This is a genomic window from Okeania sp. (genome assembly GCF_983059655.1).
Map to the genome: position 1 here is coordinate 17,296 of NZ_CEZPJD010000011.1, position 13,929 is coordinate 31,224.

At 37.5% G+C, this 13,929-nt stretch carries 13 protein-coding genes and 1 pseudogene; 5 read left to right on the forward strand and 9 right to left on the reverse strand.

Annotation, left to right across the window (positions count from 1 at the left end; translation table 11 throughout):
- Nucleotides 1–69: 69 nt before the first annotated feature.
- From AC3DU7_RS01680 to AC3DU7_RS01695, 4 genes are all read right to left on the reverse strand, one after another.
- Nucleotides 70–921 (reverse strand): M48 family metalloprotease, encoded by an 852-nt coding sequence (locus tag AC3DU7_RS01680; protein WP_488037635.1) that lies wholly within the window; start codon nt 919–921, stop codon nt 70–72.
- Nucleotides 922–1,506: 585 nt separating this feature from the next.
- On the reverse strand, nt 1,507–1,836 hold the full coding sequence (locus AC3DU7_RS01685; protein WP_488037636.1) for a hypothetical protein: 330 nt from the start codon (nt 1,834–1,836) through the stop codon (nt 1,507–1,509).
- A 48-nt stretch (nt 1,837–1,884) separates the two neighbouring features.
- The gene (gene dcm / locus AC3DU7_RS01690; protein WP_488037637.1) at nt 1,885–3,141 is read right to left on the reverse strand and encodes a DNA (cytosine-5-)-methyltransferase; all 1,257 of its coding nucleotides are present in this window, start codon (nt 3,139–3,141) and stop codon (nt 1,885–1,887) included.
- Between the two features lie 42 nt (nt 3,142–3,183).
- Nucleotides 3,184–4,242, reverse strand: coding sequence for a restriction endonuclease (locus tag AC3DU7_RS01695; protein WP_488037638.1), 1,059 nt, complete (start codon nt 4,240–4,242; stop codon nt 3,184–3,186).
- A 168-nt stretch (nt 4,243–4,410) separates the two neighbouring features.
- Between AC3DU7_RS01695 and AC3DU7_RS01700 the strand changes: the two genes are divergently transcribed.
- The 3 genes from AC3DU7_RS01700 (at nt 4,411) to AC3DU7_RS01710 (ending at nt 6,795) form a co-directional block, all read left to right on the forward strand.
- Nucleotides 4,411–6,057 carry a cation:proton antiporter gene (locus tag AC3DU7_RS01700; RefSeq protein WP_488037639.1) on the forward strand — a complete coding sequence of 549 codons (1,647 nt, stop codon included), beginning with the start codon at nt 4,411–4,413 and terminating at the stop codon, nt 6,055–6,057.
- An 11-nt stretch (nt 6,058–6,068) separates the two neighbouring features.
- Nucleotides 6,069–6,182: an element excision factor XisH family protein gene (locus tag AC3DU7_RS01705; RefSeq protein ID WP_488037640.1), complete on the forward strand. Its 114-nt coding sequence runs from the start codon at nt 6,069–6,071 to the stop codon at nt 6,180–6,182.
- An 88-nt stretch (nt 6,183–6,270) separates the two neighbouring features.
- Entirely contained in the window at nt 6,271–6,795 is a 525-nt protein-coding gene (locus tag AC3DU7_RS01710) for a universal stress protein (RefSeq protein ID WP_488037641.1), read from the forward strand.
- A gap of 279 nt (nt 6,796–7,074) precedes the next feature.
- On the opposite strand, the gene AC3DU7_RS01715 is transcribed toward AC3DU7_RS01710, so the two are convergent.
- On the reverse strand, nt 7,075–8,352 hold the full coding sequence (locus AC3DU7_RS01715; RefSeq protein ID WP_488037642.1) for a lipase family protein: 1,278 nt from the start codon (nt 8,350–8,352) through the stop codon (nt 7,075–7,077).
- A 262-nt stretch (nt 8,353–8,614) separates the two neighbouring features.
- A complete protein-coding gene (locus AC3DU7_RS01720; protein ID WP_488037643.1) occupies nt 8,615–9,709 on the reverse strand; it encodes an alpha/beta hydrolase in 1,095 nt (364 codons plus the stop codon).
- 314 nt (nt 9,710–10,023) lie between these two features.
- Here AC3DU7_RS01720 and AC3DU7_RS01725 point away from each other — a divergent pair.
- Nucleotides 10,024–10,383: pseudogene (locus AC3DU7_RS01725) on the forward strand (IS701 family transposase); the annotation flags it as partial.
- 470 nt (nt 10,384–10,853) lie between these two features.
- Here AC3DU7_RS01725 and AC3DU7_RS01730 read toward each other — a convergent pair.
- The 3 genes from AC3DU7_RS01730 to AC3DU7_RS01740 all read right to left on the reverse strand — a co-directional run bounded on the left by AC3DU7_RS01730 (nt 10,854) and on the right by AC3DU7_RS01740 (nt 13,203).
- A complete protein-coding gene (locus tag AC3DU7_RS01730) occupies nt 10,854–12,236 on the reverse strand; it encodes an AAA-like domain-containing protein (RefSeq protein ID WP_488037644.1) in 1,383 nt (460 codons plus the stop codon).
- Nucleotides 12,237–12,489: 253 nt separating this feature from the next.
- On the reverse strand, nt 12,490–12,840 hold the full coding sequence (locus tag AC3DU7_RS01735; RefSeq protein WP_488037645.1) for a hypothetical protein: 351 nt from the start codon (nt 12,838–12,840) through the stop codon (nt 12,490–12,492).
- 147 nt (nt 12,841–12,987) lie between these two features.
- A complete protein-coding gene (locus tag AC3DU7_RS01740; RefSeq protein ID WP_488037646.1) occupies nt 12,988–13,203 on the reverse strand; it encodes a hypothetical protein in 216 nt (71 codons plus the stop codon).
- Between the two features lie 459 nt (nt 13,204–13,662).
- Here AC3DU7_RS01740 and AC3DU7_RS01745 point away from each other — a divergent pair, with 459 nt between their 5' ends.
- Nucleotides 13,663–13,806, forward strand: a complete 144-nt coding sequence (locus AC3DU7_RS01745) for a hypothetical protein (RefSeq protein WP_488037647.1) — start codon at nt 13,663–13,665, stop codon at nt 13,804–13,806.
- The last annotated feature ends 123 nt before the right edge of the window (nt 13,807–13,929 follow it).

Here is a 13,929-nt window from a genome sequence, read left to right on the forward strand (position 1 = left end):
TCTATCTTTTGGTACATTTGGTTCAGTCATAATTTTTTCTCCTAATATTACACTTTACATTAAAATTTACTATCTCAATAATTTTTGCTCTAATTCTAGCAACTTCTCAATTCGTGCCTCTGTGGATGGGTGAGTAGAAAATAAATTAGCCATGAATTTACCAGAAAATCCATTCATAATTAGTAATGGCTCAAAAGCTGGGTTAGCATTCAATGGCATTTGTCGGGCACTTTGATCTAGTCGCTGCAAAGCTTGAGCCAGAGCGCGGGGGTTGCCAGTTAGATCGCCAGCACCTGCATCAGCAGCAAATTCACGAGTCCGGGAAATTGCCATTTGCACAATACTTGCAGCTACTGGAGCTAACATAATTGTCAATAACATCACAATTGGGTTAGAGCGGTTGTCGCGGGAACCCCCACCAAACCACATAGAATAACTAGCTATTTGGGTTAACCAAGATATCCCTCCTGCAATTGTAGCAGCTACTGCTTGAGTAAAGGTATCGCGATTTTTGATATGGCTGAGTTCGTGGGCAATTACTCCTTCGAGTTCATCCTCTGGTAAAATTCTCATAATACCTTCGGTAACTGCTACTGCTGCATGATGGGGGTCACGACCCGTGGCAAAAGCATTAGCTGCGACAGTGGGAATGATATAAACTGCTGGCATTGGTAGACGAGCGCGATCGCACAATTTTTCTACCATGTTATAGAGTGCTGGTGCTTCTGCTTGATTTACTGGTTTAGCATTGTAAGCTGCTAGAGCTATTTTGTCTGAGAAAAACCAGGAACCCAAGTTCATTACTGCTGCTAATACTAGCCCTATTGTAGCACCTGTTGGGCCACCGATTAACCAATAACTAACTGCAACTAATAAACCACTAAGTATTCCTAATAAAGCTACAGTTTTCATTATGTTCATAAAGGTTGCCTCCTGTTAAGGCCAATAGTTTCTATATTTTATTATCAGGCGACGATCGTTCTTTTATGAGATTTTTTTCATTGTAGCTTGATTATCAGTTGACTTGTGGTCGGAAATCATGACAAAAGGTTCGGTTTTTGTGACATTTTATAGTTATTAATACTCAGAATTTAGTTTTATTCCCAACTATTAATTTAATAGAGTACACAAATAGCTTGCTTTGATTTTTTTGTCAAATAATAAATATTTTTATAGATTTTTTTCAGTCTTAATCTATTTTGTCAGTTCCAGAAAAATAGTAATAGTTAATAACTTTAAATAAATAACTTTTCGCTTTTTCTAACAGCTAATCAGGCAAGCATTTCCTCCGGAATGCTGCGCAAATAGCTATTAACTGTCAGTTAAAGCGCAAAAATAATCTCTCAGATAGGACAGTGTTTAAATTAATTAATATAGACTTTAAGGGCAAGGGAGGTAACTTTTGTAGTAAGACAATTAATAAAGCTTTTATCCTAAACTAAAAGCAATAGCTGATAGCTGATTGCTGATTGCTGATTGCTGATTGCTTACCTAATCAGTTATTACTTATGCAATTTGAAAATGATAACTGGCATGACTACCATTTGGATATAGAAAAGTACAGACCACAGCAACTTCTGGATTATAATTATCAATCAATTTGTCTAAACCAGCTTGTTGCCAATCACTAATCATTGTTCCTATTTGACTCATCGGTTTAAACTTAACTTGCCAGTCTGCTAAAACGGTACTATTTTCTTCTAACTGTCTAAAAATTATTACCGTGCCTTTTTCGGAAAGTAGTTTATATCCTTGATGGGCGGTCGCTGCTATTTTTTCAGCATTTGCTTCTATTACTGCTAATTGTTGTTCTTTTGATTCTAGAGCTTTTTCCATTCTCTTTATCCTCTTTTTCTAATTTAATCTTTTTAATCTATCATCTTTTTAATTTATGTTCAATATTAATTCTTGAGCCACAGCTTTAACTACATTAATACTTACAGAGTTTCCCAATTGATAGTAAGTCTTATTATCGTCATGATGCAAAATAAAATTATCTGGAAAACCTTGTAATCTAGCAGCTTCCCTCGGAGTGATTTTTCTCACTCTATTTTGATGATAAATTCCCAATCTATTAGCATCACTCGCCACCAAAGTTACAGAAATTTTATCAGGGTCTAAAAACTTATAGACTTCAAAAGAAAAATTACCTGCTACTGGTTTATATTTTGACTCAATTATTTGCAGATAATTTTTACTAACTAAAGAATTGAGCAATTTTTCTAACTGAGGATGAGGAAAAAAACTAGCTATTTGCTCCTTGCTCAACAATTTACCATCTTGATGTTTACCAAATTGACTATTTCTCCTTTTCAAAATCAAACAGTTCATTAATTCTATTTCCTCAGCGCTGCATTCTCCTCTCAACCCTAACTCCCAAGAATGAATAGAATTTCCACCGCGATAGTCAATTAATCTCATGCCATTTAACTTACTTAAATCTCCATTTAATCTCTGTTTTAATGCTGCCACAAACCTTTCCGAACAATTATATTTTTCATCTGGATTATCTTCCAAAATATCCACCACAGTTACAGACTTTTTCAGAGGGTAAAATAAGGATAATTGTTGTGGGTGGTAAGAATGAGAATCTTTCGGACCTAGATCGGAAATCAAGTTAAATTTTGGCGTACTATCTAAAACTCCCAGGATATAAACTCGGAGACGATTTTGGGGTAAATTAAAATTCGCACTATTCAATAAAAATATGTCAAAACTGTAGCCTCTGCTTTTAATTTCATGTTTAATAGTTTCGATAGTTCTACCTTTATCATTAGTCAGCAAACCACGAACATTTTCAAAGATAAAAGCTAGGGGTTTATATGTGTCTATTAATCTGGTAATCTCAAAAAAAAGCGTACCTCTAGTATCCCCAAATCCGGCTTTTTTTCCAGCATAAGAAAAAGATTGACAAGGAAATCCCGCTAATAATATTTGATATGGTGGTAACTTTTCAATTTTACGGATATCTCCTAAAGGAAATTCAGCAAAATTTTTTTCATAAACTAAACCAGCATCTGGATTTATTTCACTACTTAATACACATTCAGTTTCAATGTTTAAATATTCGGCAGCTTCTTCAAAACCCAATCTCATTCCACCAATGCCAGCAAATAAGTCAATAAAGCGAATTTTTGTCATTTTTTAATTGTTATAAATAGTATGCAAATTGTCCAGTTTTTTTCAACCATTATTGTTTTCTAAGTAATCTCTCAAAAAATCACAAAGAATTGACAACTCATTTTTAGAAAATGCCACAGTGCAATGACTATGCAAACAAATTGTTTGTAATGCTGACTGTCTTTCAAAGTTTCCTGCTCCATCTATAACATAAGCAATTTTGTGACCTGCTGCTTCAACTTGTTCATAACGAGCTTTTGCCTGTCCTCCTTTACGTTCAATAACACTATTAGTAGTTACTTGAAAGCTTACTTCTATAGCTACATATTTCTGGTTTTTTGTCACTATAATATCAAATGAAGTTAAACGTCCTGTAGTTGGATCGGTATGAGTTACATTAGGTAAAGTAGCACCAGATTTAACTTCAATTTCAGTAATTCCAATTTCATCTTTTATGTACTGAGCAACAAATTTTTGGGCTAGATGACCTAAAGCATTAGATTTCGCTCCTCCTGTAATACGACTAACCCAAATATATCGCTGCTTAATAAAACTATCTAATTCATTCGGTTTACCTAAATAATCACCAATTTCACACCTTGCTAAAATTGAAGCAATTTCTTGATTAGAATTGTTATGGGAACTTCCAAATAAAAGAAGCGCAATAGCATCTTTTTGTCTTTCATCTAAAGAATGTTTTACAAAAAGGTCTTTTCCATTAATTTTAAGAGTTTGATTACTTAAGCTTTTTGTAGGTAAAGCTTGAAACTTATAAATGCGATGAGTATTTTTCCAGTAATATTTCATTTCTTCATTAGGAAACAAATTTTTAAATTCTCTACTTATACGTTTGAGCATTTCTCCTCCAAAGTCAGCCATAATAACCAAATGCTTAACAAATAAGTTGCCTGACAAAGCTGAAGAGTTGACTATTGTAAATAAGTCCTCTAATTCTAATACATCAATGCTTAAGATTTGAATAAATTGCTCTTGTGTTTTTAACAACAATGGAATTATACTTAACTCTGCTTCCATTTCAGCTAATTCTGTAGGCCAAAATTTTGATGCTGCTTTTTCTAGTTCCAGAAACGTTTTTCTATAATTTTCTTTGGGGTTATTCATTATATTTTTTCATTGGTTATAAAAAAAATTGTTAAAAAATATCAATAATTATACAATAAAAAGTTATTTTACACAATTTCAGCAATCTAGATGACTTGATTAACTAATTGTTTTCTAGTACATTAAATTAATACTCAATTCCTTCTTCCTTCTTTCCTCTTCCTTCTTATGTTAAAAAGTATTATCTTAATATTATTAATAGGCTTTTTTGTCGGACAAATTTCCTCAAGATTAAAAGCACCGCCACTGCTAGGAATGGTATTAGTGGGAATATTATTAGGTCCCCAAATTAGCAATACCATCGACTCTAGTATTTTACAAGCTGCTGACTCCCTACGCACGATCGCCGTTATGGTAATTTTAATGAAAGCAGGGTTAGGGTTAGACCGAGAAAAATTAGCACAACAGAGAAATGTTGCGATACGGTTAGGTTTTTTACCTGCAACCTGTGAAGCTATTGTCATCGCCTTAGCAGCTATATGGTTACTCAAGTTTGATTTTATCACCGGGTTGTTATTGGGTTGTATCATCGGTGCCGAGTCTCCGGCAGTTATTGTTCCCGGAATGTTGCGCCTCAAAAGTTTGGGTTGGGGTGTAGCTAAAGGTATTCCTGATGCAATTTTGACTGGTAGTGCTTTGTCAGATGTTTTGCTGTTGTTAGTTTTTAGTTTACTGCTGGCATTTTTATCCCAGGGAACAACTACTGTAACTTTACCTGGTGGCATCACTCTCACCGCACTACAACTATTACCATTTCAAGTAATTTTACAAATTATTCTCGGAGTTATCGCTGGATGGTTAACAGCACGAATATTAGTATTGTTGTTAGTCAAACAAAATTGGACTCAAAATGCCACCCAGGATACTTTAGTTGCAGCAAGTTTTGCTCTATTGTTAGTCGTCTTAGCAGAGAAATTTCCCATATTTTCCGGATATTTGGCAGTTATGGCAACAGGATTTTTTGTCATTGAATTTGATGCACCCCTGGCGCGACGGTTACGAAATGGTTTTGATACTTTGTGGGTGGTGGCGCAAATAATTTTGTTTGTCTTGCTCGGTGCTAGTATCCCCTTACAAGTGCTGGGAAATGTCTTGTGGGTAGGGTTGTCAATTTTAGCAGTCGGTACTTTAGTCGGACGAATGCTTGGTTGGTATCTCTCAACTTTAGGCAGTAACTGGAATTGGCGAGAGCGTCTATTTTTGCTGCCCGGAAATTCTGCTAAAGCAACCGTGCAAGCAGCTATTGGAGCTATTCCTCTAGCAGCAGGTATTGATGGAGGAGAAACAATTTTAGCGATCGCTGCCCTATCCATATTAGTTACAGCACCTTTGGGAGCTTGGGCCATACCTACTTTTGCGCCGAAACTTTTACAAAAAGGAGAAGTAGATCCGACAAAAGTAGCGTTGGCGGAGCCTAGCGGCAGCTACATCGCTCGTCGTATAGTTTTGTTAGCTGCCGTTGATACTTCACCTCTTGCTGTGGATGTGTTGTTAAAAGTTGCCGAGTTGGCGAGACGTTGTGATGGGGAAGTTGTGGTGTTGCACGTTATGCAGTCTGAGGATGGAGAAAGTATTGCGCAACTGCGACAGCAAACAAGGCAATTTTTGGCAGATATTCGGTATCGGTTTGTGACTGTTGCGGGTGTGGTATCGGAGGAAATAGTTTCTGTTGCGCGAGAGTATGGAGTAGCAGAAATAGTTATGGGGAAAAGAGGGCATCGTTTCTGGGAGAATGTGTTAGTTGGTTCCGTTTCTCAAGCAGTTTTGAAAACGAGTTTAATTCCTGTGGTGATTGTTGAAAAAAGAAAAATATAAGGGATAATAAAATGGCAAAAAATATTTTCCATGAAGCCGTCAGACGAAGTTTAGAGAAAGAGCAATGGATTATTACCAAACGATCCACTAGAATTAGAATGGGAAGAAGTCCAAGTCAAAATTGATTTAGGTGCAGAAAGATTAATTGCTGTTTATAAAAGTTAAAAAATAATCGCTCTTGTTAGAAGAAGGTAGCGATCGCTTTTAATAAAAATGGCGATCGCTGCCCTATCCATATTAGTCACGACACCCTTGAGAGTTTGGGCAATACCTACCTTTACACCCAAACTATTACGCAAGGGAGCAATAGATCCGACAAAAGTAGCGTTGGCGGAGCCTAGCGACAGCTACATCGCTCGTCGTATAGTTTTGTTAGCTGCCGTTGATACTTCACCTCTTGCTGTGGATGTGTTGTTAAAAGTTTCAGAGTTAGCGAGACGTTGTGATGGAGAGGTTGTGGTATTGCACGTTATTCAGTCTGAGGATGGGGAAAGTATTGAGCAACTGCGACAGCAAACAAGGCAACTTTTGGCAAATATTCGGTATCGGTTTGTGACTGTTGCGGGAGTAGCACCGGAGGAAATAGTTTCAGTTGCGCGAGAGTATGAAGTAGCAGAAATAGTTATGGGAAAAAGAGGGCATCGTTTATGGGATAATGTGTTAGTTGGTTCCGTTTCTCAAGCAGTTTTGGAAAAGAGTTTAATTCCTGCGCGCCAAATGAACCAAAAATCATATTGACAACAAAATTATAAGTAATGATATGGCTCTAAGTATCAGATTATTCTGAGTCAATAAACATATTATCCTCTACTATTTTTAATAAATCTAATTCTTCCGAAAAAACTTTAGATTTAATAGCTCGCTTAAATTTAATAAAATCAAAATAAACAGCACCTTTGGGAGCTTGGGTAATACCTACCTTTGCACCGAAACTATTGTTAATTATTAATTATTGAAGAACCGATCGCTTTTGATAAAAATGGCGATCAGGCTCCTCAACCCAACCTACAAATTCTACTATCGCGATAGGATTTGTGGTTGTTCCTTTAACAATTTAAAGACTAATGTCGCAAATTCCGAAGCACCAGGGAGGGCGAATAGTTTTCCCCCAGTCTCTGCAACAATTGTGCAGTATGGGTCTTTTACATTCAATAAGACAGCATATTCGCTTGTATGCTGATAAATTGCCTGTTTTATGAAAGTAGTTAACCGAAAAACAGACCGTTTCAAAGACTGTTTTCGTTCTGGATCGAGGGATGAAGTATTCTCGAGATCCTTGGATAAATACAGTCCCTGAAGTTCGGGATCTTTGAGAATTTTATCTTCTAGCATCTCTATCACCCGAGATAATTCTTCATCGACTGCAGATGTTGAGATTGAGGAACTTGGTGTCTGGCATAGGGATCGTGATGGGTTTACCGTGCCCTTGAGTCCCGGCGTTGCAGGTAAAATTTGAGTATAGTTTCCGCCTTCAGATAGTCCTTTTGCTATCAAAACAAAAGATCTCATAGTCAAATCAGGTTTAATTTCAGGCTCATACAGACTAGGAATTTCAGAAAGCATTGTCTCATTCCAAATATGAGGAACAATATCAATGTCATTCCAAATTCGCTTTGTAGAAGCCCCCAACTGAGAGTCATAGTAAGTCGAGAAATCTTGATTTCCTGATGTTGGTCCCCCTAAAGGATAAACAGAAATTATGAAGGGCTTTTCACCAACCCATTCTCCTTTTTGATCGAAGGCAGCCAAAGCTACTGCAGGGCTTAAAGCTCCCCCTAAACTGTATCCCGTGAAAATAATTTCGATCTCGTCAGCGGAATTTTTTACTGTTTCCCCTAGAAACTCTAACACCGTCTTACCCGATGATTTCATTTTTTGCAGTAGGATATTCAAACCTCGAGAGGTTCCCTTAGAAATCTTGGGATCAAGATCTAGTGGTATGTCCCCATAAGGCCAACTCACCTGCTTCTTGATACTAAAATCTTCTAAAATCCAGTCGTAGAAAGAGCTAGGGTTAGTTCCCGCGACCGCAACAACATACTGATTACCATTTCTAGCAACGTACATTGCGTTGGTGGCGTATTTCGACGGCCTGACGTTATAAACAACTGGCCCCCAAACAACATCCCAGTTCCCAATATCTTTTTGTATACTGGGCGTTTCCAAGACATTAGTGATTCTTGCCTTCAACAAGTCTTGTAACTGTTCCTGAGTCCCCCATTCGTTTGAAGCAACATTTGAAAGAATGGAGAGTATAAATATTTGTTGTTCTCGATCTAGTAATGGGCTGGCCATTGCTGCCGATGGTATTAAAGTAGTTACAAATAACACCAGTGCTAAACACAATGACAATAGCTTGGTTACAATCTTCATGTCTTTGAGATTCCTTTTTCCAGAATGGGATATCTTCTAGATTAGTGCCTAGAGATCCAATAAAGCAGTATGGGAACGCATGATTTAAACGTTAGAAGCAAAATTATTACGCGGTATGCTCATTTAAGCCTAGTTAGGAGGCGATCGCTTAAGGGTCCAGTTGGGAAAGCAATCGCTTTTTCCCTTAAGGATTGCTTGAATCCAGAAAAACCTCAATACCATGTACAGGTTGACCGTTAGACCAATTACCCATATCGAAGCTAAGTAAGTCGGCTCGCTCCCCATAACGAATGACACAATCAAGGCCATACCAGATGTAACGCCAATTCAAATCATTTTCCACTCCCACGCCGTCGAGAACTGTTAGAGCCAAAAACTTATCAAAAAAGCTGGTATTCACCGTGGCTTGTTCGTGGTTGGCATACATACCCGGACAGCCACGATTGTCGGTGAAAGACAAGAACATTTTCTTTTGTTCTGTTTTAATATAAGCAAATGGTTGTTTCCATTCATCTTTGGGTACAACCCAGTCATCATTGCCATGCAAGATGGCCACGGGCATTGTTAAGGCAGCCCCAGTGACTTTAACATCCACATCATCGGTAATTTTCTTAATCAAATCCCCCAATCGCCCGGGTATATTGGCTACACTGGTATTAGGAAGCGGATCGGCCACAAGCACCTGCTGGGGTAACAGGTTCTCAGGAAGATTTTCTTGTTTAATATAATAAGCCCAACTCAGGGCAAACAACCCACCTAAAGAATGACCAAAGAGATAAGTATCCACCGGAACGTTTGCCAAATTAGCTGCTTGGTAGGCGGAGCTAACGCTTTTTAATGCATTTTTAAGCCATTTCTCTTGAGAGTCAATCAAACCATCGCCAACCACTTCGTCTGCCAGTTCGAGTACAGTTTTCCAGGCCAAGTTCGGGAAAGAACAAAACCCCGTTTGAAAGTTGGGATAAAAGACGTAGTAGCCTTGTTTAACTAAATGTTCCAGGTGAGAGAGATAAATTTGTGAGGCTCCTAAGTCAAAACCATGTAAATATATTACTGCTTTTGGTAGGCCATTTTCTCCTAAAAACGGCGTTTCTGGCACATAAGTTTCAATGTAAGAGCCATGCTTGCATTCTCCTGCTTTTTTGACCTGGTACTTGGGGGAGGTATAAATATCGCTATAGTCTGGTTTTGTCGGGGCTTTGGGACGGAAGCTGTGGGTCAGGCCACACCAAAAGTTTGTTAAATAATACTGAATGGTGGAGGTAATAACGTTTGACATGAGTAGCACCTGTTGATGTAAAACAATAAGGATCTCTTCTGGATATTGGGTGAAAAGGTTGTATGCGACACCAAATAATTGTTACCGAAAAATTTTGCTTTAAAACCTCCCTTTTTAAGGGGATAATAAATAAAAATTTTCCTTTTAGTCAATCCTCTTCTTTTCAAGGATAGGTAATTATTAATTATTCATTATTAATTATTCATTATTATGAGCAAGCGGTATGCTCATCTCAAAATTAAAGATATTGTCAGGATCTTACTTAGAATTAATCTCTTTGAGTCGATTAAAATTACCTCCGTAGTAATCCAAGGGATAAAAAAGTCAAGCTTTTCTGGGCAACTGTTTCTACCAACAGAACAGAATATATTGCTACTAATGACCTAGACCAATGTAGTAAAGATGATGTAGAATTTGAATCTCAAAACAGATGGAAAATTGAAGAATTTCACGCCATAATTAAGCAATTAACAGGTCTATGCTCCTGTCAATGTCGTCTGAAACAAATTCAAATAAATCATATTGCTTGTGGGATGTTAGTCTGGAATTTCTTAAAAAGATTAGCAGTAAAAATAGGAAAAACCATTTATACAGTCAAACATGAATTACTCTCAGATTATCTGCTCCAAGAACTGAAAAAACCCACAATCAAATTCAGAGCTGTTTTTATTTGATAGGTATTTTTTGATTCTTGTTTTCATAATGATACTTGTCTTGAAGCGAGCGCTTAAAAGATTGTAGCGATCGCTCTACATTGCCATACACTATATATAGTGTCTTTGCGTAAGTCCCGATCATGTCCGGTTGAATAGTTATAAATAAACTACTCAGGAGTCAGAATTTCCTACAGAATGCTCCGCAAACAGAATTTCCTACGGAATGCTTCGCAAACAGGAGGGAAGAAAGAAGAAGAGAAGGAGAAAGTTTTTTCATCACTAATTATCCGGACATGATATAATTATTCTAAACTTCAGTTATAAAGGATAGCTTAAAACGGGAGGCTTTAGAACAGAATTTTTCGGTAATGAAATCAAGAGTGTGGGAACCCACCCCTAACCTCTCCCAGGAGAGGAAGATGGGGTGATGGGGAAAGATTTGGCAATGGTACTCAGATGCAATATTTTTTTATTCACTTGTTATGCTATCAAGTTAGTTTTAATGTTTGCCGGAAATAATCTCGGTACAATTGATTACTGATAACTACTTTATTTCCTTCTAACTTAACTAACCCCATACTATTTAACTTGTAAGCCTGAATAGGCTCTAGAAATATAGGTTTAGTACTACGTATAGCCTTATGCAAAGCGATCGCTAATTCTGGCTCATCCTGCAATTTTACTTGATGACGCTGCAAATGACTCGAATAAATTCCCGTCAATGTAGGAGCTGTTTTTAGCAATTCCGTGAGTGTGACATCCCGCTGACTAAGATGATAAATAGCAAGATGTACTAAGGCAGGATGTCCTCCTATCGTAGCCATCAGACGATTTGCTTCTTCATCTTTCCAATCAAGTTTATAATATTTAGCTAATTCTACCACTTCTTCTAAGGAAAAACTATCTAGCTGAATTGGCAAACCTACATTGAAAGGTGACTGTTTAAGCTGCAGAGGCACATAAATTTCAGTTGAGTGAACTACTACTAAACGCAATTTCTGCCACACAGGGAGTCTTTTACCATCCTCATACCAAGAACGTAATAAGGGAAAAAAGTCCTTTGCTATTTCCGGATGCTCAAAAATTTGATTCACTTCATCCAAAGCTAAAAGTATGGGTGAATTAATTGAATTTAGTAAATAGTCTTGGAAGTAGAGAGAACAGCTAATTTTACACCCAATATCTTCATCCCAATAGCCATCTAACCTTAGTTCCATCTCTAGTTGACGGGTAACATTAGCACAAAACCAGCGTAAAAACTTATTAATATCGCTACAAACATCTTGCTCTACCTGTTGTAGATTTAAATTAACAGTGTGATAGTTTAAACGATTTGCATAATCCATAACACGGAGCAGGAGGGAGCTTTTGCCCATTTCTTGTGGCGCTTTTATCCTTACTAAAGCTCCTGGGTTCTCAATTTCTGTATGTATTTGCTTCTCAATATCAGATCGTTGTACATAAAATTGTGAATCTAGAGATATAGCCCCACTAGGAAATGTTGGTGACGCCACTTGGCTAATCTCATCAGAAAGTGTTGTAGTATTTTGGTTGGGAATAGTTTTTTTTGATGTTGCTGTTGAGGTGAAATATGTTTCCAGCTTTGCCCGACAGTTTTTTTTTGTTATCTTCTCACTCACAACATCAGAAACTCGTCTAAATAGCTCAGGAGCTACAACATTGCTCAGATAACCAGGGCTATAACCTGCCTCTTCAGCTACTAGGTTGTAGGTTTTATAATTCCAGATGCCTTGAAGAACTATCCTTTCTACATTATTGAGGGGAGGACGATCTATTTTGAGCAGTTTGCTGTTTATAGCTTTTAGAACAAAATCTAAGTTGATAGGGTATGAATTTTCTTCTCGATCCATATATATTAGCTATTCTTAAGTATAAATAGTATTTCATGCAATAATACCCTTTTTTTGGGCACTAGAAAATAAATCATACCATAACTAAAATACTCAGCCATTAGCCTCAAATTGAGAATGAAGTGGAAGTGAGTTGGAAAACCCTAGCTTTTCTTCAATACACCTCCGCCTCTACAAAATTGACAAAGTAAATCGCAATAGTTATAATTCTGATGTATAATTTAATTTTAGTCTGTACCTATCAGACTCTTACTCAATCTGATGCAAATTTTTTCCCATTATTCGTCAACAAAGAAACGGCAATAAATACCACCAAACCTACCAAAGGAGCGATCAGAGTAGGGAATCCGTCAAAATCAGCCGTAAAAACCGTATTTTTGATATACAATAAAGTATTATTGCTACCAAACATCTTTTGCATCAGAACGAAAAATATTAGTCGAGTTCCGGTCCCGGCAATAACGCAAGCTAGAGCACCATATTTAGGGTTTGCTGAATAAGTCTTTTTGTTAGGGTAGGCAGTAGGCAGTAGGCAGTAGGCAGTAGGCAGTAGGCAGTAGTTAAGAGGAGCAGATGAACGGGGAGTTGTAGAAAAAACAGTCATTCATAATTTCCCTTTAGTTTTTCTCTCATCATTACCTCACCTATCCTCATTTTTTACTCTCCATTTACCGAAAAGCTCATACTTTTTCAGTTCCTAAAATTCTTCAAGCCAATATCTGTTAATGCTTTTAGATTTAATCAGCAAGCCCTATTTAGTTGCTTTAGGCCAATATAAGCCTCCTGCCAAGGGAACTAATAATCCTGCAAACCCTAAATCGAAAGCCAACAGCAACAAAATTCCAGTCTGGGGAACCAAGACAGCAAATAAAACCCCCAAAGACGTAATCCCAAAAGTCATGAATCGAGTCAGCTTCAACAAGCGATCGCTTCCTGTTTCACTACGAACATGGTGAATACCTATCATAAAGAAGTGCCTAGAATCGCTCCATCAGCGGTAGAAAGGGAAGCAGCTAGAATGGCTGCTATAACTAGCAAAACCAAAATAGGTGGAATCACCCCTTTGAGTAGACAAAAGTAAGGGTCCGTCGGGAGTAATGCCTGCCTAGGCTAATATTTGGGGAGCAGATAGAGCCATTATCGAAAATGGTACGCCGATAATCACGAAGCTATCATACAAGCATGTTGGGCAGTTTCTGGGCTGTCGGCAGCAAATATCCGCGCCATAAAATAAAATTGATCGCGACTATATCTCCCAAACCAAGAGCTAATAATGTCGCCCAATTTATCGCAGCTCCGGCAGCAGGATCGGATAAATAAGTGCAATAAAAAGATTTTGCTGAAAATGTCCCTTTGATATCAAATCCGGTTAAACAACCTCACAATCAATAGGCTCAAATCCTGATTAATACTTAATTGGATCTATTTGCAATTAGCCGGATTTGATATGACAAAGCGGTGCGACCCCGCATCGCCGTCAGCTCGCTTGTGGAATGCTGACCAAGAGAGGAAACTCGCACCAAGAGAAAAAGAGAATTTACGACCTGAAAACTGGTATGAAATCTATTAATTCTGACTCCTGAATTCTGGATTCTAAGAAATACTCTAGCTATTTGTAGCAAACACTTATCAAATTGGTATTACAGCGCTTTTCATTTGAGTAGACCACAAAATTATTTTTGGCACTTAGAGT